At 53.0% G+C, this 20414-nt stretch carries 15 protein-coding genes and 1 pseudogene; 5 read left to right on the forward strand and 11 right to left on the reverse strand.

Going from position 1 to position 20414, the window contains the following annotated elements:
* Positions 1-1002 precede the first annotated feature (1002 nt).
* Complete coding sequence (locus GSQ82_RS02465) at positions 1003-2481, forward strand: NAD(P)/FAD-dependent oxidoreductase (RefSeq protein WP_158790451.1); 1479 nt, start codon at positions 1003-1005, stop codon at positions 2479-2481.
* Positions 2482-2509: 28 nt separating this feature from the next.
* Positions 2510-3799: a hypothetical protein gene (locus GSQ82_RS02470; RefSeq protein WP_158790452.1), complete on the forward strand. Its 1290-nt coding sequence runs from the start codon at positions 2510-2512 to the stop codon at positions 3797-3799.
* A gap of 372 nt (positions 3800-4171) precedes the next feature.
* Here GSQ82_RS02470 and GSQ82_RS24850 read toward each other — a convergent pair whose 3' ends face one another.
* The 7 genes from GSQ82_RS24850 to GSQ82_RS02495 all read right to left on the reverse strand — a co-directional run bounded on the left by GSQ82_RS24850 (position 4172) and on the right by GSQ82_RS02495 (position 9964).
* A complete protein-coding gene (locus GSQ82_RS24850) occupies positions 4172-5083 on the reverse strand; it encodes an MFS transporter (protein WP_254061373.1) in 912 nt (303 codons plus the stop codon).
* Between the two features lie 68 nt (positions 5084-5151).
* Positions 5152-5352, reverse strand: coding sequence for an MFS transporter (locus GSQ82_RS24855; RefSeq protein ID WP_254061387.1), 201 nt, complete (start codon positions 5350-5352; stop codon positions 5152-5154).
* Positions 5349-5567 (reverse strand): hypothetical protein, encoded by a 219-nt coding sequence (locus tag GSQ82_RS24860; RefSeq protein WP_254061389.1) that lies wholly within the window; start codon positions 5565-5567, stop codon positions 5349-5351. The genes GSQ82_RS24855 and GSQ82_RS24860 overlap by 4 nt, the downstream gene beginning before the upstream one ends.
* 59 nt (positions 5568-5626) lie before the next feature.
* The gene (locus tag GSQ82_RS02480) at positions 5627-5929 is read right to left on the reverse strand and encodes an HlyD family secretion protein (protein ID WP_158790453.1); all 303 of its coding nucleotides are present in this window, start codon (positions 5927-5929) and stop codon (positions 5627-5629) included.
* Between the two features lie 237 nt (positions 5930-6166).
* The gene (locus GSQ82_RS02485) at positions 6167-6880 is read right to left on the reverse strand and encodes a biotin/lipoyl-binding protein (protein WP_158790454.1); all 714 of its coding nucleotides are present in this window, start codon (positions 6878-6880) and stop codon (positions 6167-6169) included.
* A gap of 1 nt (position 6881) precedes the next feature.
* The gene (locus GSQ82_RS02490) at positions 6882-7751 is read right to left on the reverse strand and encodes a TolC family protein (RefSeq protein WP_158790455.1); all 870 of its coding nucleotides are present in this window, start codon (positions 7749-7751) and stop codon (positions 6882-6884) included.
* A gap of 824 nt (positions 7752-8575) precedes the next feature.
* Complete coding sequence (locus GSQ82_RS02495) at positions 8576-9964, reverse strand: aldehyde dehydrogenase family protein (protein WP_158790456.1); 1389 nt, start codon at positions 9962-9964, stop codon at positions 8576-8578.
* A gap of 756 nt (positions 9965-10720) precedes the next feature.
* Here GSQ82_RS02495 and GSQ82_RS02500 point away from each other — a divergent pair.
* Complete coding sequence (locus GSQ82_RS02500) at positions 10721-12502, forward strand: hypothetical protein (protein ID WP_158790457.1); 1782 nt, start codon at positions 10721-10723, stop codon at positions 12500-12502.
* Between the two features lie 480 nt (positions 12503-12982).
* Here GSQ82_RS02500 and GSQ82_RS24650 read toward each other — a convergent pair whose 3' ends face one another.
* From GSQ82_RS24650 to GSQ82_RS02515, 3 genes and pseudogenes are all read right to left on the reverse strand, one after another.
* The gene (locus GSQ82_RS24650; RefSeq protein WP_216846996.1) at positions 12983-13633 is read right to left on the reverse strand and encodes a hypothetical protein; all 651 of its coding nucleotides are present in this window, start codon (positions 13631-13633) and stop codon (positions 12983-12985) included.
* Positions 13634-14065: 432 nt separating this feature from the next.
* Positions 14066-14409, reverse strand: a pseudogene (locus GSQ82_RS24865) (hypothetical protein); the annotation flags it as partial.
* Between the two features lie 376 nt (positions 14410-14785).
* The gene (locus GSQ82_RS02515) at positions 14786-15184 is read right to left on the reverse strand and encodes a darcynin family protein (RefSeq protein WP_158790459.1); all 399 of its coding nucleotides are present in this window, start codon (positions 15182-15184) and stop codon (positions 14786-14788) included.
* Positions 15185-15248: 64 nt separating this feature from the next.
* On the opposite strand from GSQ82_RS02515, the gene GSQ82_RS02520 reads away from it, so the two are divergent.
* Positions 15249-15899, forward strand: coding sequence for a TetR/AcrR family transcriptional regulator (locus GSQ82_RS02520; RefSeq protein ID WP_158790460.1), 651 nt, complete (start codon positions 15249-15251; stop codon positions 15897-15899).
* Positions 15900-16097: 198 nt separating this feature from the next.
* The gene (locus tag GSQ82_RS02525) at positions 16098-18530 is read left to right on the forward strand and encodes a bifunctional diguanylate cyclase/phosphodiesterase (RefSeq protein ID WP_158790461.1); all 2433 of its coding nucleotides are present in this window, start codon (positions 16098-16100) and stop codon (positions 18528-18530) included.
* Positions 18531-18551: 21 nt separating this feature from the next.
* On the opposite strand, the gene GSQ82_RS02530 is transcribed toward GSQ82_RS02525, so the two are convergent.
* The gene (locus GSQ82_RS02530; protein WP_158790462.1) at positions 18552-20276 is read right to left on the reverse strand and encodes a lipopolysaccharide assembly protein LapB; all 1725 of its coding nucleotides are present in this window, start codon (positions 20274-20276) and stop codon (positions 18552-18554) included.
* Positions 20277-20414 lie beyond the last annotated feature (138 nt).

A 20414-nucleotide genomic window follows, 5' to 3' on the forward strand; every position in this document is an offset into this window, starting at 1 on the left:
CCACCGAGAAAGTATTACCTGAGATTCCCTTCCGGACGATGCAGATTCAAGTGATGGAGGCTTGAGCCACTCTACCTCGGAGCGAATGAGGGGCGACCTCGGCTGAAGCTGCTCACCGCCACTCGTCGGCTTCTTTGACTGATCAGATTGTGGAAGTGCAAACTCCGGCTTCACAAAGTACTCCGAACATAATGACGAATATGTAGAAATGAAAAAGGACTCACCGGACTCGAATTAGCTGAGGTGTTGTCGATGTTAGTACCGGAATTGTGATCGCCAACCATTTCCTAGTTCTCAACTTATCGCCTCATAGGCGATCGACAGGTGATGTTTTAGAGAACGCACATCGCTGGCATGAGGCTCGGAGACCGGGGCGACGCTGGTGTTGACACCACGGCTAAACGCGTGGGTATTCAGCTAATTGTTATCTTTGTGACGGCCCGCTAAAACGTAACGACCGACTTAGATCGTTAAGCGGTTTCAATTGCGAGAGCGCCTATTCTGCTTGTCACTACCTCATAATCAATGGTGCCTATCGAGTTTTCCGTGATCGCTTGTGAAAACTTAGTTCATGCAAGTGTCTAAACTAAACATGCTCAATTCATATAGATACACGCAATTTAGCGGCTAACAAAGTTATGACTTGTGAAGAATAGTTAAGACTTGTTGGAATTCTCCGAAGCATATCAGCCGTCATTGCACACGTGGCTCGTCGATCATGCGACCAAGGCCCGGGCTCCCCCGGTCATCCACGACTCACTAAGATTCAATTGTGTTGAGCCCCTTATATAGCTGAAAAATTGGACGGACGTGCATTTTGGGAAAGCTTGATTCATTAACGAAAGATCGTCAACACAAATACCTATAGACTCGGAACGTTATAGCCCCACTTCTGTGCGGCGAATGCGGTCGTAGGGCCAATCTTGGTAATCCAACAGAGAAGCCAAAGACCGTGCCGAACCATCAAACAATTTCGTTCAGGATTCGATCCGGAGAGTATCAATGACTTCTAAAGATTCGGGTGACACTGTGGATAAACGCAAGTCGGCTGAAAATGGTCTTGCCCAAACGGTGGTCGAGTCATACGACGCGATTGTCTTAGGCAGTGGCGAGGCAGGAAAGTACATTGCTTGGAACCTTGCCTCAAATGGTAAGAAGACGGCTCTCGTCGAACGCCGATATATAGGCGGATCCTGCCCAAATATCGCATGCCTGCCCACTAAGAACTTTGTTCATTCTGCCAAAGTGGTCCATACCGCGACGCAATTGGAATCCTACGGGATGCATAAAGCCGATTCTGCAATCGACATTACGGCTATCCGAGGACGAAAACGCGCCATGGTCGACGGTCTCGTCGCGATGCATCAGGAACGGTTTGCCAAGAGCGGCGCCGAATTGATTCTCGGCGAAGGAAAATTTGTCGGCTCGAAATTCATGGAAGTTGGTCTGGCAGATGGTGGGATTCGCTTACTTACCGCAGAGACAATCGTCCTTAGTACAGGGTCTCGTTCTCTGATAGATTCTATTCCCGGATTGGTCGAAGCGGCCCCACTGACTCATGTGGAAGCACTTGAGCTCGATGAGGTGCCAGGACATCTCCTCATACTCGGCGGAGGCTATATAGGCTTGGAATTCGCCCAAGTGATGCGCCGTTTCGGAAGCCAGGTTACCCTCATTGAGCGCAATGAGCGGTTCCTTCATAAGGAAGATAGCGATGTCTCTGAACTCCTCCTCAAGGTTTTCACCGTAGAGGGAATTGAAATTGTTACGGGCGCGAAGCTAAAAGAAGTCAGTGGGATGTCTGGCGAGAAGATCACGCTAAATCTGGAACAGGATGGAGAGCCGATAACACTAAAGGGTACCCATCTCATGGTCGCCACAGGTCGCACACCGAATACTTCTGATATCGGCTTAGATGTGACCGGGGTTGATCTCACCCCGGAGGGGTTTGTTCGGGTAAACGAGCATCTCGAAACCACCGCCTCTGGCATCTTTGCAGCCGGCGATTGCGCTGGCAGTCCACATTTCACTCATATTGCTTATGACGATTTTCGCGTTTTGCGCGATCGATTCGCTGGATTCTCGAGGTCAACTACCGGTCGTCTAGTGCCTTCGTGCTTATTTGTCGACCCCGAGTTCGCTCGTATCGGGCTCAGCGAAACAGAGGCGAAAGAAAAAAACATTTCTTATCGACTTGTAAAGCTTGCAATGAAGTCTGTATTGCGTACCCGAACGACAGGCGAAACAGAAGGTTTTCTCAAGGCACTCATTAGTGCCTCTGACGATACCATTATCGGCTTCACGGCTTGTGGTGCCTCTTCTGGAGAAATGATGGCGCCGGTTCAACTCGCGATGAGCGCAAAGCTACCTTACACTGTTCTTCGCGATTCAACCTTTGCACACCCGACATTCGCCGAAGGTTTGGTCTACCTCTTCTCACAAACGCCAACTCTAATGTCGTATTCAAACTCAAAAGTCTAGTCCGAGATTTACTAGAAAGAAAACAAGAATGCCAAACGTTGAAAAACAAAAGATTCTACGCGCACTCGGAACAGCCGAGCGCTGGTTCTGGCTCATGAATCAAAATCGTCCATTGCAGTTCCTTCTGACAGCATCATTTCACGGTACGCAATCAGAAGAGCGATGGCATAAAGCAATCGGCACGGCCGGAACGCGACACTCTATGCTGCATGTGGCTGTCGCTCAAATGGATGATGAGCTCGTCTTCGTGAAAGCTAGTCCACGGATATCCTTCCGTTGTGTAACAAGGAAGAACGATCTGCATTGGAAGTTTGTGTCTGAAGAGGAAATGAATACCCCATTCACACCGGAGAGCTCCGCACTATTGCGCGTGACGCTCCTCCAGAGCGACGACAAATGCGACCTCATTCTTTGCTTTCATCACTCTATAGCGGATGCTATGAGTGCGATGCACTTCCTCCACGAAATTCTCCAGACCTTTCATGGCGTTGAGTTCAAACCGTATGAGTTGCCAGAGAGTATGGATAAGCTCATAGAGGAACACCTTGGGTCGGCTCCGGCATCTTCGGTCGATCAACCTCCGCAAAACTGGTCAACTGCATTTCGTGATCAATCAAAAAAAGCAAAGGTGGAAGTACAGACGCTTACCGCTGATCAGACTAACCTTTTGCGCGAGATGACTCGCAAACATGGAGCTACCATAGGTCACGCGGTCTCAGCCGCATTTACTTTGGCCGGTCAGCAGTTGAGTGACGCTTGGCAAAAGCTCCCCGTGCGCATTTTTCTTCCGATCGATCTGCGCAGCAGGCTACAGCTGACGGATGAATTGCTATATGCAGTGGGCATTTCTGTAATCGTCCTCGATTCTGGCAAATCCCAAGAAGGTTTCTGGCAAATCGTGGCAAATGCGAAGGAACAGCTAGACTCTAAACTGTTGCCCAGCTCGATCGTGGAGAATCGTATGACGATAGCAGGGTTATACCAAGGATTGAATAGTGCAGCAGAATACGCAGCGCTGTCGGAGAAGATCTTCGGCTTCGATCTCCTTCAGACCAATCTTGGCGCGTGGAACTTCGCCACCACATGGGGAGAAATGTCGTTGCACCGAATCGCGGGCCCCATGGTCTCGGTAGGCTTTGAGGGAGAGCAGACAGTAGGGCTTATGACAGTGGCGGGTAAACTCACACTCACCCACCTCAGCTTTGAACCAATTACGGGTCTTCTATCGCGTGCAATAGAGATTCTACTGAGCGTAATGACTGAGTCTCTTAAAGAAAGTATCGCAAATGTTGATACCCACCGCCTAGCGCTCGGTTAGGATCGCGAAAACATGCTTCTGCCACCAAGACAACACACATACGACGGGGAGACGAGCTAACCGTACTTGAAGTTATGGGCATCTACTCGGTCCCGAGTCTGGATTTTAAGGACGAAGTTTAAATTGAGACGGTCGCACTCTCTGTATATGAGACCCTTAAGCTAAATGCGTTGCTGCTCAATGGCCTGCGGATGGCCCATCTGAAGGTACAAACTTCTTAATAAGGAAGGCGAGAGGCACACTCGCCAGAGTCGCCCAGCCAATGACACGGAAATAATCCATAAATGCCAGAAACTGCGTCTGATCATGCAATTGCCTATAGGATCGGCCCGTACGCACCGATGGCTGCGTTCGGTCCAGTGAATCCTTTACTCACCGATAGTCTGTCAGCGCATGGATATGTTGCTGGAGGCTTTGTGAGCTTGAACCAAGTCCCGAGCCAACATTCACTTGATGCAGGTCCTGACGTCGCTCAGCTGAGGTCGTGATAAATGCGATGCCGAAACTTCCGCCCCAGTTACGAAATAGATTTGTGAGACTGGAGGCTTTATTGTTCTGCTCCGGACGCAACATGGAATAGGCGATCATATTGACCGGGACAAAGAAGAATCCATAGCCGATCCCTTGAAAAACTCGGCCCATCAGATAGTGGCCTCCATTCGTGTCCAGATTCATGGTGCTGAAATGCCACAATGAGGCTCCGACAACCGACAGCCTGAAGGTCATCATGATTTTTGGAGAGACGATACGTTTTTGGAGCAGAAGTGCAGAAATGGGTGCGAGCACCGTGATGACAAGGGCTCCAGGCCCGAGCACAAATCCGGCATCGATCGCCCTATAGCCGTAAAGCGCTTGAAGAAGTTGAGGTACGAGGGTTGTGGTTCCGAAGAATCCAATTCCAAAAATAAAAAACAACACCGCAGCGATCGCGAAATTTCGGTTCTTCAACAGCCGGAAGTCAATAATCGGCTCGTCGACATAGAGTTCCCAGAGGATGGTTCCGATCCATCCTAATACTGCCAACCCCAAGGTCCAGCAGATGAAGTTGCTTCCAAGCCAGTCATCGATCTGACCTCGATCCAAGGTAATCTCCAATGCAGCGGACGCGAGTATGATCAGTGCAATGCCCGTACCATCGATCGAAATCTTGCCGTTCTTACGCAAAGCTGCACGTTCTGCGGTAAAAGCTGGCGGGTCCTGAATGAGTCTCGTCAGAAAAAGTGCGAGCAGCCCGATCGGAACGTTGATGAAGAAGATCCTTGTAGTTGTCTGTAATCCATCCACCAAGCACCGGTCCAATTGCGGGAGCGGTGACCAGAACTACCGTGTAGAGTGCAAAGGCAGATGCTCTTTTAGAGGGGGGACGTATCGACCAGGATCGCCTGCGCGACTGGAGCAAGTCCGCCGCCACCGATACCCTGCAGAATGCGACAGAGCAGCATGAAGCCCAGTGAGGGTGAAATACCGCATAGAAAAGATGTCACGGTGAACAGCCCTACGCAGACCAGGTAGTAATTCTTACGCCCAAAAACGCGACTTAGCCATGCGCTCATCGGAAGGATGACAGCATTCGCGACAAGGTACGTCGAAGGATCCAAGTCACCTCATCGTAGCTTCTTCCCAGGCCTCCTCCGATATAGGGAAGCGCGACGTTGGCAATCGATGTATCCAGCAGTTCCATAAAGGCTGCGAGCATAACAGTGATTGCTATGAACCAGGGATTGATGACGGGCTTCCTATCTGCGAGTTGCTCCGGGATTGTCGCCATGGCTGCCACTCCCCTTTTCCTCCAGACGAGCTGAATATTCTGTAGACGCGAAGTGCAATTTATCGAACCTTCACTCTTGGCTCAACAGACATACCGGGGCGGAGCAGATGATCAGGATCCTGGTCTTTATCAAGATGAATACGGACTGGAAAGCGTTGGACGACTTTTACATAATTTCCGCTGGCGTTTTCCGGAGGAAAAAGACTGAAGAGCGGCCCCGCGGCCCCAGCCATCTCTTCGACTATTCCTTTGTAGTCTTTGCCGAAGGTGTCGACGTGAATGGTCACCGGTTGGCCCGGCCGCATCAGCCCAAGTTGAGTTTCTTTGAAATTTGCAGTGACCCAGATGTCATCAGTAGGCACTACTGATTAGCAGAGATTGACCAGGTTGTACTCGATGTCCAAGTTCGATCGTCTTTCGGCCGATGACCCCACCGACAGGGGCATAAACCTTTGTATAGCTCAGATTGAGCTCAGCTGTATGAACATCGGCTCTTGCCTGGTCTCTTTCCCCGATTCTGGATTGGGGCCTGTCGCGTGCGTCGACCACTTGTTGAGGAGCCATCCGCGCCGCGTCCACTTGAGCCTGACGCTCAGTAACTAGATTTTGGAGTGTGATATTTTCTCCCTCTCTGCGATGATGACCGCCCGGTCGGCATCAAGAGCCTGTGCACTTGACTTCGCCTCTGTGTCCTGCGCGTCATAAAACGAGCGAGAAACTTCCCGCTTCTCGACGAGAGCCAGGTAACGGACGCGATCACGCTCGGAGCGGGACGCAACAGCTTCATCTGCATCTGCCCTGCGCTCGGCGGCGACGAGATTCGCCTCCTCGGTCCTGACATTCGCCAGTGCCTCGCTGTGTGCTGCCTCTGCACCACGTAACTGACTGAACGCGGTCGCGTCGGTGATCGGCACATTTACCTGAGCGGAACGTGCCGAAGCCTCCTTCGTTTCAAGCGCGGCCTGCGCATGTTCCAGTTCCGCCTGATAATCCCGAGGATCGAGTTTCAGCAATAAGGTTCCGGCCTTTATATAATGGTCGTTTTCAACATCAGGATTGATATAGACCACAGTGCCACTGATCCTTGTGCTGATGGCATCGAAGTGGCCGTCGATCTGTGCATCATCAGTGGTTTCGTATCTCCGCGCGTGAAGCCACCATAGGACAGCTGCTACAGCTATGACGACAAAGAGCGCGATCACTATGAGACGTCTCCCACCACTGCCGTGGCTCGCTTGTTGCGCAGAATCGCTGGCAGAATTGGTGGTCGCTGCATCGGGAGAGACGGGCGTATCTTCAGCCTGTTGCGTCATTTCAGTTTCCTCCGAATAAATCATTCAATCGGGTGTCTGCGTTTCCGAGAGAGCGAGCCAACGCTATTTTCGAAACATTGAACGAGTAGAGGCTCTGAATATAGTTGTCATTCGCAGCGGCAAGAGTCTCCTCGGCCTGGACTACCTCGAGATAGTTCGTCACTCCGTTGTTGTAGCGGTCCTGGGACTGAACGAGTGCGCGTGCAGCGAGCGCCTTGTTGGTTGCAGCCACATTGACACTCGATTCGGAGGAGGCAAGATCGAGCCGTGCCACACGTATGTCATACTTCACCCTGCCCTCAAGGTCCTGATATTCCGCACTTCTTCGCCCCAGGACGGCTTTCGCCTCATCTATATCAGCCTTGATTCTTCCTCCAGTAAAAATAGGAACGGACACCCCTGCCGAAATCTCATAAAGCTGATTGGCATTCGCAAAGTTAGTGCCACCTGTGCCGTAGTTGCCGCCAAGTGAAAGCGCAGGCATCCTTTGTGCCTTTTCGGCATTCACTGCCAACTCTGCTGCTCGAACGGTTTGCCGAGCACTGGCCAGATCCGCTCGATTGCTCATGGCTTGCTGTTGCTCTCCAGATTCAGTGGCCTCGGGTAATGGCCGATACTCTTCGCCACCGAGCACCATGAAGTTCTGCTCAAGAGGAAGGCCGATGATACGGCCAAGGGTAAGCTTGTCCTTTTCGAGCTCATTGGCAGCATTCGTCACCCGTTGTTCTGCTGTTTGGCGCTCCACCTGCGCCCTGATAGCATCAATCTCCGGCGACACCTCTGAGCGGTATTGGTTTGAAACCTGCGAGTCGAGCTCCCTGGAAAACGCTAGCTGTGCCTGCGCGGTTTCTAGTCTGGCTTTGCTTGCCACGACCTGAAAAAAGCCAATCCAACCGCGAAGACGACTACATCCCGCGAGTCTTTGGTGTTCAGAAGCGAGGCGCTCTCAAAAGCCTTTTCGGCACGATACCGATCGGTAAGCTCCAGACTGTACAGCGACTGAGTCGCACTGATCCGGGCATCCTGGAAACCGAATGCTCCTGATGTGGATGGAAGAGTGAACCCTCCTATAGGAGGAACCTTGAGACCTATCTCGTTATAGGAAATATTTTCGTAGGCCTGTTGCGCCCTTGCATTGATATTCGGCAAAAGGGCCACCAACGCGCGAAGTCTCTGCGCCCGCACCGCAGCGTCCGCCTGAAGGCTATCAATGAGTCCCAGGTTGTACTTCAGACCGCGTTATACAGCTTGATGCAATGTAAAGCTAAGAGTTTCATTCACCACAGGACCGGTTGGAACACTCCTAGGTACGGATTCTGGTTTTGCGTCTCGCGAGCACTTGGGTTTGTGGTACTAGTCGAAGGGTTGATGGGACGCGGCGTCGCGATCGATCCCGAATTAGCACCGTCCAATATCTGCCCAGAGGCATGACGACCCGGAACCGAGATGCAAATTACATATAGGAATGCTGTGTAAGCTGATTTTCTGATTTGCACAGTGTTCCCTTCCAAAATCGCCCCGGAGCTCTCGAAGGAGTTCGGATTTGATTCCGGAGCCCGATACGGTTAGGTCTGTCCGTCAGACAGTGCGTATGGTACTGCGGAGCTAATCACATGCCACACTAGATAAAATATGCTCCACTCCCTCCGCATCACACTTTTGTTGTAGGCGGAGGACTGAGACATAGATGAGGCGCTACTCTTTCGGGTATTCCGACCACTGAGAAAGCTCTTCGAGCTTTTCGGCTGTATAGGGCGGGAAGAGATGTTCGATTGCAACATCTGGTGGGGATATCAGGATTGACTTCGCGTGTGTTAGCGCGTCGAATCCAGCTTTCCCGTAGTAGTGTCCAATTCCTGAATTGCCGACGCCGCCGAAGGGCATGGTGTCGATATACAGATGGATATTCACTTGATTGATCGCGCCGCCGCCAAAAGAAAGGTTTGTCAGGAATCGGTCCTTCGTCGATTGATCGTCACTGAAGAGAAATGCCGCCAGAGGTTTAGGGCGTTTCTTCACTTCGCGAATGGCCTCATCAAAATCGCTATAGCTCAAAACGGGAAGGATAGGACCGAATATCTCTTCCTTCATGATTTCGTCATCCCAGGTTACGGGAAAGAGAATAGTTGGTTCCACGTAGCGCGCTTCGGGATCGGTCGCCCCTCCCGACAATACTTTTGATTGCTTGATAAGAAACATGAGTCTTTGCGCCGCTTTTTTGCTTATGATGCGCGAATAGTCCGGGTTGCTTTTGGGGTCATTGCCGTAGAGTTCGACAATAGCTTTCTTCGCTTCAGTGAGAAAATCCTGAAGAACTGACTCATGGACATAAGCGTATCCCGGTGATGTGCACCATTGCCCACCCCAAGCCATCGCTCCCCACACAACCTTCTTTGCTGCGTCCTTCAGATTAGCCGTTGTCTCGATGAAGGCTGGATTCTGACCGCCCAGCTCCAAAATCACGGGCGTGAGATTCTCGGCGGCAGCTCGCATAATCACTTTCCCCACGGGGACGCTGCCTGTAAAGAAAATAAAATCATAAGGAAGTTTGAGAAGTTCAGTAATCTCGTCTCGGGAACCGCTCACAACGGTTACTGCTTCTGGCTCAAAGTACTTGGGAACAAGATCCGCCAGCAAAGCGCTGGTCGCCACGTTTGCCTCGGCGACTTTGAGGATGCACGTATTTCCCGCAGATAATGCTCCTATGGCGGGATCAAAGAGAAGGATAAGCGGACCATTCGACGGTCCCATGATGAGCGAGACGCCATAAGGCTCTCTCAACACCACAGCTGTATGTCCCGACGCCGCGAGAGCTGTGGGAACCACCACAGGCTCCGGTTTCATCCATGACTTCAAGTGGGCTTTGGTGGATTTAATGACATTGAAAGGCGCAGCAACTTCAAAGACATATTCTGATATTGCTGTTTTGAAATCCGTACATACGGCTTGGCGAAACGCGTCTACGTTCTCGCCTAACATCTTTTCAAGACGATCTAATTGCTCGATTCGCCATTCATAGGATTTGGTGACGTTCGTATCGAAATAAGCCTTCTGTTTATCGAAAATAGCCTGAAACTTGTTCATATGCCTTCCCGCAAATCGCTGTCTGTGTCAGTTCTGGATGAAAGTCTGCAACGCAATATTTCCTTGCGGAGGTAAACACGCGAAGGCAATCTTTGCAGAAATAAACTTCAGTTAGAGAAATTCTATGAGACTACCTTCGTGAAGATCTTTCATATTTCACCGACATTTTTCCTTATCGCACGGCAGAGTGTGTACAAGACAGGGCGATGGCGTGACGTGCGTGCTTCAGATGTTGGAGCAACATGGCTTTGAAGCGCAGTTATATGGGCTGGCTTCGGATGCGACACAAATGTTTTTATAAGCTATTGCGGATTGAACTCTGAATCTCGTATCCAATCGTGCATTTTGAATGATTAACAGTGCGTTTCTGGAAGATATCGACGTGCGCTCACCCTAAAGTGATAGGGCAGGCAACAATCGGTATCTTGTTGCGGCCAATGACGCGCGAAGTCACGTTGAAAAACAACGCGAACTGAACCCTCTCTAAAGTCATTCGGCAGCAAGCGGGCTCATATCGGTTCCCCGCGGTATAGGTCGACGGGGGAATGGACCATTAAGACTTTGGCGAATTTTGCCATCACCTCCCACAGAGGGCGCTAGGTGGAATGAATCGAAACGTGTGAAGGGCATTATTAGCGACGACGGATGTATACGCCCGAGCGCGACGATGACGAGTTTTCACCCGCTGGTTTGTCCCCCCTCCCGGAATATTGAGCAAACCATGTCTACACGAGTTACGGATTTTGGAGGTCCTATATGAATTCGATCTCAACGTTTTTCACCGCTGCTGTTCTATTCTCGGGCACCACCGTCTTCGTTCAAGCACAATCCAATACGACAGCCCCGCAGCAACCTTCATCGGTCCATCGCAAACTGCCAAAAAGGAGCGCCACTCCCTCCATTGAAGCCCAGATCCAGCAGATGCGCGAAGATCTGCAGAGCCAGATTGACGAACTTAAAGCTAAGCTTGCTGCGAAGGACGAGCAGATCGAGGCGCTGAAGACACAGACCCTGAATACTCAGCAAACGACTGCAACAGCGTCCACCAGAATTCACGACATTGACAGCACGCTTCGGCAGAATATAACTGTAGTCGATGGCCTTCAGACTTCAGTAACTGATCTTCGCGAGAGGGATGTCGCTGTAAGCAACAGCGTCCAGCAGGTTCGAGATAATCAGAAGGCTCTGCAAAAGAGCATCGATGAACCAGTCGCGTTGCGGTACAAGGGCATGACGATCACTCCCGGGGGATTTCTGGCCGGTGAAAGCATATGGCGCCAAAGAGCAATGAATGACGACATCTATACCGCTTTCAGCACAACGCCTTACATGAATTCTGGAGAAGCGCACACCAGTGAATGGGTGCCCAGCGCTCGAGCAACACGTCTTTCCACTCTCTTCAGCGGCAAGGCTCCGTTCGGAACAGTGAGTGGATTCTTCGAGGGAGACTTCTTATCCGCCGGCATTACCTCGAACAACCTACAGAGCAATAGCTATACCCTTCGGGTACGGCAGGCATGGGGACAGGCGACATTTGGACATATTAAGTTCACCGGCGGCCAGATGTGGACCCTCCTCACCGAAGACAAGAAAACAACCGATCCTGGATCGGAATGGGCTCCCCTCATCTTCGACCAGAATCTTCATGTGGGTGATACCTATCTCAGGCAGGCAGGTTTCCGCTTGCAGAATTCATTCACACCAAAGCTTACTCTTGCCATGGCCTTGGAAAACTCGCAGTATCAATTCAGCGCCTCGAACGCGTCATCTAATTTCTTCTTTGGAAATCCAGGAGCACTGGGCGGTCTCAATAATTCCAGCGCAAACTATACGAACCAGGTAGCGCCTGATGTCTTGGTTAAAGCCAGCTATGAACCGGGATTTGGTCATTACGAAATCGGCGGCGTAGTGCGCTTCTTTCGGGATCGCTATTATCCAGGCGCTACAACAGCGGTTGGGGCGCAGAACGATACTCGAGTTGGCGGAGGCTTCGTTGCCAATGCCCGTTTCCCGGTTGCTCCCAGGGTTGAGATGGGCCTGCACGTAGTTGCCGGTGATGGTACTGGGCGTTATGGCGTCTCTCTCCTTCCTGATATCACCGTTCGTCCCAATGGCACACTTTCGCCGCTGCGCAATGCACAGGGTCTATTTTCTCTTGAGTATCACCCGACGAAGAAGCTCGACATCTTCGGATATGCAGGCTCGGAATATGTCCAGCGCACCTTCTATATCAGCAACAGCGGAACACTTGTGGGCTATGCTCCTCCAAACGCAAACAATACGGGCTGCAACGTCGAGGCTGTACCGACAGCAGGTACCGGTTTCGCTCCAGGTGCCAGTCCCTGCCTCGGGGCTACCAGAGATATCTCCCAATTCTCGGGTGGCTGGGTATACAGCATCTATAACGGCCCTGCAGGCAAACTTCAATATGGCGCGGCCTATAGCTATCTCAATCGCGACGGATGGTCCGGGGTTGGCGGCGCTCCTAAAGCGATCAATAACTTCGTCTATACCAGTTTCCGTTATTACATTCCTTAGGATATAAGACAGTATGCTAGACGAATATTAGTGGTGCGAAATTCGGAGACGGTGGCGTCTGTTATCGAGGAAGCTCTCGATAACAGCGCCTTTGAGCTGAGATTTCAGATCGGGCCTGCGGCGTTGTTGGCTCGGCAACGGAGCTGAGACCGGTATTGTCGGGAAACAAGCGGGAAATGGATGCAGGCAGAAACCGAAGGGTGTTCTCCCTGCGCGGTTTTGAGCAACGAAAAATGAGAGGCGGCATGTTTGCCGCCTCTCGCAGAGATGGAATTTAAGCAGCTTTCTTTGCGTTCCCGGTTACAGGTTTCACTTCCTTCTTTGCCTTCGTCCTGGCCGCCAACTCCTGCTTCACCTTGAGCGCAATCGCGATGCTGCCACCTTATAGACGGTGGCAGCATCGCGGAGCACCTGTGCGACGTTCTCCCGCGAGGCCGCATGGACAAGAGTTAATTCGACCAATATCCCACCTAAGGCGCTCTACTCGGTACGGCGAAGATAGGCGGCGAACAGCTTCCCGATGGAATCGCTGTCTTTGCCTTCTTGATACCACGCTTCCTGGCCACCACCGCGAGACGGTTTTTCGTCCAACAAAGAAGCCATCCGCTCGACCACGAAGAGCGGGTCGCGTTTCATCAGCCGAACCGGAACGGCTGCGCTGCTGATGGCCGCAAGGATGCGGATGCCGGTCGTATTGGCAGTCGCGGCTTCCTTACGTTGCTTTTCCTGTTGGGCCTTCCATTTGGTATCCTCCACGATTCGCTGCGGACGTTGCCTGGGATGATGCACCGGGCAGGTGGACTCGGTGCACACTTTGCGCAGTTCCCCTTTGTCGATGCCTTCCGACACGATGGCTTCGTTCGTGAATTTGCAGGTCTCGAGCTCCGGTCGCGTGGATTCTTCTTTGCTTGAGGGCTTCTCGGACCGGATTTCGGTGTGCCTGTTGCGTGGCAAGGTGGCGCTGCCTTCCTTCTGTTGTCCATAGGCCGTGCTGATCTGGACGAGCCTGGGTTTGGCCGCGATGGTTTTGGCGACATGCGCATCCACCTTGGACTGATAGCAGGTCGGCGCAGTACAGGCGTCGGTCTTGCCAAGGTCGGAAAACAGGAGCTTGTTATGCCCTGTTCGCATGGGGCACTCCACGCAGCTTCCTACTGCTGGCATAAGCTGCGCGTCCCGCTTATCGAAGGATGCGAGTTTGAGGATGAGCAGGATGTTCGACTCAATCCAGAACTGCAGACTACGGACGGGGAGAAGGATGCGTTTCGGCTTCTGCCCTCCCGCGCTCCAATCCTCTTTGAAGCAGGCGGCAAGCGCCTGTTCCTGCTGGTCGGGCTGAAGCTTCGCCAGCAGGAGCGCATGGCCAACGCCGATCTCCTCGCAGTAGAAGGGGTCGACAACGACGGGCGCAAGCTCGGTCAGTTTCAAACGAGCCGCGATGTAGGCAGGATTCTTGCCGGTACGCGCTGCGATCCGCTCGATGCTGTACTTCGGCTCCTCCAGATTCAGAAGCGCTCGAAAGCCCTGCGCCTCCTCCATGGGGTGAACGTCGCCCTCATCAGGTCCGATCCAACCGGCTCCCCAACCGAGCACTCCGGCACCGAAAAGCCTTGGGATCGCATCTTGAAATCTCCCAACATCATGCGGATTCCGGCGAAGATGAGTCCGCCAAAACAGATGACCGCACCCGCGTAAACAGCGAAAGTTTTGAAGGTGCCCATAAGGGTCTGGGCGCCAGAGAAGTCCATCGTCCCCTGCGCATGGGCAACGCCTGCGAAGGCAAGCGCAAAAAGGGTTGGAGCCAGCGCACGAGCGGCGCGGGCAATTCGTTGTTTGGTGAAGAATTTTGCCCACCTGTCGGCGAGCCGCGAATCGAGTCTGACTTTGATCTGCATTGAGCACCTCATTCAACCGTGGAGTCGGTTGCGATATGCGTCAACGTAGAGTGGTTCGTTTCACGAAGTCCAATAAATAGTAGAGGGTCGATTATTCAGGAAAGGAATAACTGAGGCTGATTCGGCTCTTTGTCTTGCGGGGAACAGGACGTAATTTGCTGGCAGTGGCTGCTAATTCAGGCAGCCATACCGTGTGCGGCAGCACCTGAATATGATCGTTGTCCATGATAGTCTGGTCGCGTAATCGGACGCTGTAGCGGGAGTTGATGGACCTCGGGCTGGTCTGAAATTGCCTAAAGTGGCAGTTGTAAGAAATAAAAATTTCCACCAAAGAATTATGCGAATCTCATGCAAAGAAAGGACCGGCGTCCCGGCCCTCTCTTATCTACTACGTAGCCTGATCGACCGCGGGCGCATTGTCGAGGCTGGCATACGCAACTTCCATCGCAGGAATGATCTCTACGATCTCAAAATACGTATCCCAGAAAAGCGTATCGCGTAGCTTTTCGACGAGAGCCTGATAAGCAACAAGATTCTTCGTCTCCCACACCATGACATCCGAACAACGAGTCGTGAAAAACTCTGCGTCGTAATAACGCAGAGTCACATCGGGCCATCGCTTCAGCAATGGCATCACTTCGTCCTTCATAAAAGCAGTGCGCACTGATTCCGGAGCCTGCAGCCAGCGTGGCGTTGTTTTAACAAGCATAAAGAATGTGTATAATGGCGGGCTCTCCAAGTAAGAAGAGTTGCGTTGCGTCTCTGTCGTACCCAATTTTTCTGCCATAAACATATGTCCCTCTTCGAGAAATTTGCGCGCGCGCCATGCAGTGCATTTAGTATGTGAGCAAATGCTCACATCTACAACTCGCATTCATAACGCAAGCAGACCCTCTCGAAGAGTACCGATCCAGCCAAGAAAGACGCCCGTACAACGCAGGTCTGCCGAGACTGTAGCAGTCATCCTTGAGGCAGCTGCTCACATCCTGGAGCGCGAGGGGTTAGGCCGTTTCAACACGAACGCTGTCGCCATCAAGGCCGGAGTCAGTATCGGATCGCTCTACCAGTTCTTTCCCGGCAAGGATGCAATTCTGGCCGCGTTGATCGAGCAGTACGAGGCAAGGACGCTCGCAAAGCTTCGTCATACGTTCCAGGAAATCAATCACCTTTCCCTAGAGCAGGGTTTGAAAAAGCTGGTGCAGGCAATGATCGCCACGCATCGCGACCGTCCCTCTCTCTATCGTCTCCTTGAGGCTGCGGAAGACAGACTGATCGAAGACGATGGACATCAGGTTGGTGATGGGGAGCTTCGCGAACTGCTCTGCAGGATGCTATCGGAACATAACAAGCACCTACGGCTCGGGCGACTCGGAGAAGCCGCAGATGATGTCCTATGGATCGCGCGTGCGCTTATGAACGGCGCCCTCGCTCGCGGCGACGTTCAATGGAAAAACCTGGAGCGTCGCACGCTGAGGGCGGTCAAGGGATATCTCCTGGGATAAGCGGGAAGGTACAGGACGAGCGATAATACCGCCATCTGGAACGCAAGCTGCTGAAAATAAGCGCTCTTTATCCGTAAAGTCATCATCTCGATCTAAAGAAGCCAATAGGTCTACAACTTTTGTGCCGTTGAGGGATAGGAGCTTATGAGATAGTGTGAAGCTTTTACGATCTTTTAGGCCTGACCAATCGCGGAGCACATGAACCAGGTCATCGATTTCCTGATTGTTATATTCGTCGTTCTTTTGTTCGCCTCGATCTATCGCAAGAGGCCGACAGAGCGCGTACTCTTCTGGCTGCTCGGCTGGTTCTTCGTTCTGCTGCATTTTCTCGGATTGCTCTTTCATCCGACAGGAGTAACCGGACAGACAGTTCAGGACATCGCCGCTTTATGGGCGCTAATTCTTTGCGGAGTTTGCTTTGTCTTGTCGCTCGAGGTGTTTCGCGGGAACGCGGTTCGCTGGGTGGCGGTCCTTTACCTGATCGGAATTCCGTGGTCTGCTGCGGTGACTCTTGCAGCACTACCTCATACATCGCCTGCCGGTCTGCTGGTCTGTGCGTGCGCTGGGGAGATCGGGACTCTGATCCTGGCGATAGCGTTCTACAGGACCAACTGGAAGCTGCTATCCGCTTTATTACCGTTGATCGCGGCTTGCAGTGTATGGCTGGTGGTGTCGCTGCTGCATGGGGACGTCAACGCGGTCGTTGAGGTGATTCTCACGCAGTGCTTCAGTCTGAATGCGGTTCTATTCAGCTTCGAGCAGCGTCGCCTTACGGCAGGCACGGGAACCGTAAGTCTGGCTCTCTATGCGTGGGCAGCCGTTTGGGCTTTGGGCGAGGTATTGTCGCGTATTGCGCCGGACCTGGTAGTGAATGCCGAGATTTGGAATCTGCCAAAGTACTTCGTCGCCTCGGGAATGATTCTCGTTTTACTCGAAGAAGAGATTCATTCCGCGAAGATCGCGAGCGAACAGTATCGCCTGCTGTTCGCAGGAAATCCGCACCCGATGTGGATGTACGACCGGGATACGCTGGCTTTTCTGCAGGTGAACGATGCTGCGGTGACGCATTACGGCTACACGAAGGAAGAGTTTCAGCGGATGACGTTGCTGGATGTGCAGCCTGACGGATGCAGCGAAGCTCCGATGGAGCTCCGAACGACGGAGCCGAAGCAGCTCTCGGGACCATGGGAGCACAAGCGGAAGGATGGCTCCATTGTGCAGGCGGATATCGCGAGCCACCCTCTGATCCTCGAAGGCAGAGAGGTGGCCTTCGCATTAATGCAAGATGTCACGGAGCGTCAACGGTTGCATAAACAACTTGTGCTTCAGGCGCATCACGACATACTGACAGGACTGCCAAATCGAGCGCTGTTTGAAGAACGAATGAAGCGGACGTTGGCTCATGCCAGTGAGTACGGTCACCAGAGTGCGCTGCTGTGCCTTGATGTAGATCGCTTCAAGCAGATCAATGACACCTATGGGCATGTGGCCGGCGATCTCTGCCTCAAAGAGATTGCACAGCGGTTGGGAGAGCGGTTGCGTAGTGTGGACACCCTTGCCAGAACGGGTGGCGAAGAGTTTGCGTTGCTTCTTTACGATATAAGCGAGAGTTCAGAGTCAGAGCGTGTCGCTGAGGCTATGCTCGATGCGCTAAAGCCGCCGGTGCAGATTGATGGCTTCGAGATCGAGTTGGCGGTCAGTATCGGGATAGCGATCTATCCGGAAGATGGAGAGACCGCAGCGGGATTGTGGCGGGATGCAGACACTGCGATGTACCGGGCAAAGAATCGGGGTGGAGCTCAATATGTTCGCGTATCGAAAGCGATCAGCGTCTCTGCCTCAGAGGCAAGCGACGTAGAGGTAAGCCTGCGAAGGGCGCTCAAGAACGGGGACTTCGAGATTCACTACCAGCCTCAGATGACGATGGACGGTCAATTGTATGGGCTGGAGGCACTCGTACGATCGCGAGATCCGTTTCTTCAGAAGATGTCTCCGGCACGTTTTATTCCGATTGCCGAAGAGAGCGGATTGATTGTGCCGCTGGGCAACTGGGTTTTGGAGGAGGTCTGCCGACAGAGCCGGGAGTGGATGAACGATGGCTTACCCCCGGTCCGAGTTGCGGTGAACTTGTCACCATTGCAACTGACTCGATTCGACTTCTCAAAAAAGGTAATGGACACACTGAACCGGCATAAGCTCAGCCCGCGGATACTGGAGTTTGAAGTAACGGAATCAACGCTGATGCCGGAGACTGGGCATGCCTTCGATCAGATCGAGGTGCTGGCTCGTATGGGTATTCGATTCTCTGTGGACGACTTCGGCACTGGCTACTCCTCGCTTGGAAGACTGCACCAGCTACCTGTCGATTCACTGAAGATCGATCAGTCCTTCATCGAGCGCATCGCGGAGACGAAGGGAACCTATCCGATCGTTCAGGCCATCATCTCGCTCGCGCATAGTCTGGGCATGAAGGTCATAGCCGAAGGCGTAGAGAATGACGAGCAGATGTCGCAACTCAGGCTGCTGGGGTGTGATCGTATCCAAGGATTTTTCTTCAAACGACCGCTTCCTGCTGCCCAGGCGACAGAGTATCTCCGGAGCATGGAAGGCTTGTGGCATGCGGTTGCTTGAATCCGGCATGCGAGGCCGATCCTAGAAGGATGAGGTGAGATGCGCTGTCTCGCCCGATGCTTTGCGGGCATGCAGCATCTCAGGGAGTTCCAAGTCCGCCGAGGGCCATGCCTTCAGGAAGGTCTGATATTCCGTCTGGGCTTGCACGGTGTTTCCTGCGAGTTCGTCCGCGCGCGCAATACCGTACAGTTCGAACCCCGAAGCAGGCCGCTCGATCAGCGCCGACTGGTAAGCGGTCTTTGCATCTGCATAGTCTTTTGCGCGCAGAAGAGCATCAGCTTCCGTCTCGGCGACTGGCCGGATGCAGAAGGGAGGCTCGCGATAACCAAGATTCTTTTCAGTCAGTGATGCCTGCTCGTATAGCTTCTTTGCCGGATCGACTTTTCCCTGGAGCAAAAGCACGCCCGCGCGCAGTTCGACCGACTCGATGCTGAACATACTGACCAGCGGGCCTGCAAGGGCATCGGGGTTTAGGGAATCCATGGGTGGGGTTGATTTGGTGGCGTCCGCTTTGAGCTTGTCGGCGGCGACGGGCTGTGCCTCCTGACCCTGGCGCCAGAGGCCTGCGTCCATCCGCGCCGAAGCTGACTGTGCGGATGCGAGGTCTCCGCGATCAAGTGCCTGCATACCCTGGGCGAAGATGCGCAGTTCGTCGCGAAGAAAGCGCAGGTTGGCTGTCTTCTTATCTTCAAGGAGATTTCCGTCTTCGAGCATGGTGAGCACCGTTGCCCAGTCGCCCACGCGCAACGCCACCGGAAGGCGCCGACTCACGCGTGACATCTGGTCTCGTGCATTCCATATGTAGAGTGTCGCCGAAAGCTCGCCTCGTGCTCCCGCCAGCCGGTCCGACAGAGCATTGGCCTCCTTGAGTCGGCCCTGCTCCATCAGATTGGCGATGGCGTACATGAGATTGTGGACGTAGTTCCAGTCGTCATCGACACCTACATGCTGCTCACGCATGTAGCGCTCATCGGCCTCCGTAGAGGCAGCAAACCAACGGTCGGCGCTGACGTAATCCCCTACGCGGTAGTAGATGTGTCCGGGCATGTGGACCATGTGGCCACTCGTTGGCGCGAGGCTGGCAAGAAGAGCTGCGTTTCGGATCGCCTGTTCGGGATGATTGCTCGGCTCCATGGCATGAATCCAGTAGTGGTTCGCGGCGGAGTCTTCAGGAGCCTGCTTCAACACAGCTTCCAGAATCGCAATTCTTTCCTTCTGACCTGGCTTCGGGTCACCGTTTTTGTCATAGCCATCGCCGACGTCATTCGCGAGATAGATGCTCGCCTCCATATCACGTGGCGACTTCTTTACCAGTTCTCGATAGATTGCGATGGATTTCGAGTGCGATCCTTCCTCTTCCGCAGACTGGGCTTCGGCGGCTTCGATGTAGAGGCGGTTAGGTTTGCTCTCTTTGCCTTTCAAACGCACCGCCTCAGCAAGAGCTTTGTTGCTATAGACCGTTTTAGGACCACCACGCATGTCTTCCGCCTGGGCAAGTCCCCAGTAGCACATCGCACAGTTAGGGTCTGTGCGGATGGCCTGTTCGAACGCCTTCGCCGACTCGTAGTCCCAGAAATCATGCAGCAGCGTGAGTCCCTGGTCGAACCACGCTTGCGTCTCGGTGTTAGCTTTAATGGTGATGTGCGAGTTGCCGATTCCGGTCATATGGATAGGGACGGGTAGCTGCTCCGGCGGGGGAATGGGGCGCATTCCATCCATCGGCGGCATCGCCATTCCGGAGCTCATACAGGGCGCCTGGGCACCTATACCTAAGCCACCAGCAAATATCACGCAGGCAATCAAACAAACAGCCGTTTTTCCCATGTAGACAACTTTACTCCGTGTCGAGTCGATCGTGCGGCAATCAGCACTCCGGTTGCAGGA

This window comes from Granulicella sp. L60 (assembly GCF_009765825.1).
Taxonomy (GTDB): domain Bacteria; phylum Acidobacteriota; class Terriglobia; order Terriglobales; family Acidobacteriaceae; genus Edaphobacter.

Bases quoted from the DNA above. Each gene is read 5' to 3' on its own strand.
- GSQ82_RS02465 (WP_158790451.1), top strand. From the start codon at position 1,003: ATGACTTCTAAAGATTCGGGTGACACTGTGGATAAACGCAAGTCGGCT.
- GSQ82_RS02470 (WP_158790452.1), top strand. From the start codon at position 2,510: ATGCCAAACGTTGAAAAACAAAAGATTCTACGCGCACTCGGAACAGCC.
- GSQ82_RS24855 (WP_254061387.1), bottom strand. From the start codon at position 5,352: ATGAGCGCATGGCTAAGTCGCGTTTTTGGGCGTAAGAATTACTACCTG.
- GSQ82_RS24860 (WP_254061389.1), bottom strand. From the start codon at position 5,567: ATGGCGACAATCCCGGAGCAACTCGCAGATAGGAAGCCCGTCATCAAT.
- GSQ82_RS02485 (WP_158790454.1), bottom strand. From the start codon at position 6,880: ATGACGCAACAGGCTGAAGATACGCCCGTCTCTCCCGATGCAGCGACC.
- GSQ82_RS02495 (WP_158790456.1), bottom strand. From the start codon at position 9,964: ATGAACAAGTTTCAGGCTATTTTCGATAAACAGAAGGCTTATTTCGAT.
- GSQ82_RS02500 (WP_158790457.1), top strand. From the start codon at position 10,721: ATGAATTCGATCTCAACGTTTTTCACCGCTGCTGTTCTATTCTCGGGC.
- GSQ82_RS24650 (WP_216846996.1), bottom strand. From the start codon at position 13,633: ATGCGAACAGGGCATAACAAGCTCCTGTTTTCCGACCTTGGCAAGACC.
- GSQ82_RS02515 (WP_158790459.1), bottom strand. From the start codon at position 15,184: ATGGCAGAAAAATTGGGTACGACAGAGACGCAACGCAACTCTTCTTAC.
- GSQ82_RS02520 (WP_158790460.1), top strand. From the start codon at position 15,249: ATGCTCACATCTACAACTCGCATTCATAACGCAAGCAGACCCTCTCGA.
- GSQ82_RS02525 (WP_158790461.1), top strand. From the start codon at position 16,098: ATGAACCAGGTCATCGATTTCCTGATTGTTATATTCGTCGTTCTTTTG.
- GSQ82_RS02530 (WP_158790462.1), bottom strand. From the start codon at position 20,276: ATGAGCTCCGGAATGGCGATGCCGCCGATGGATGGAATGCGCCCCATT.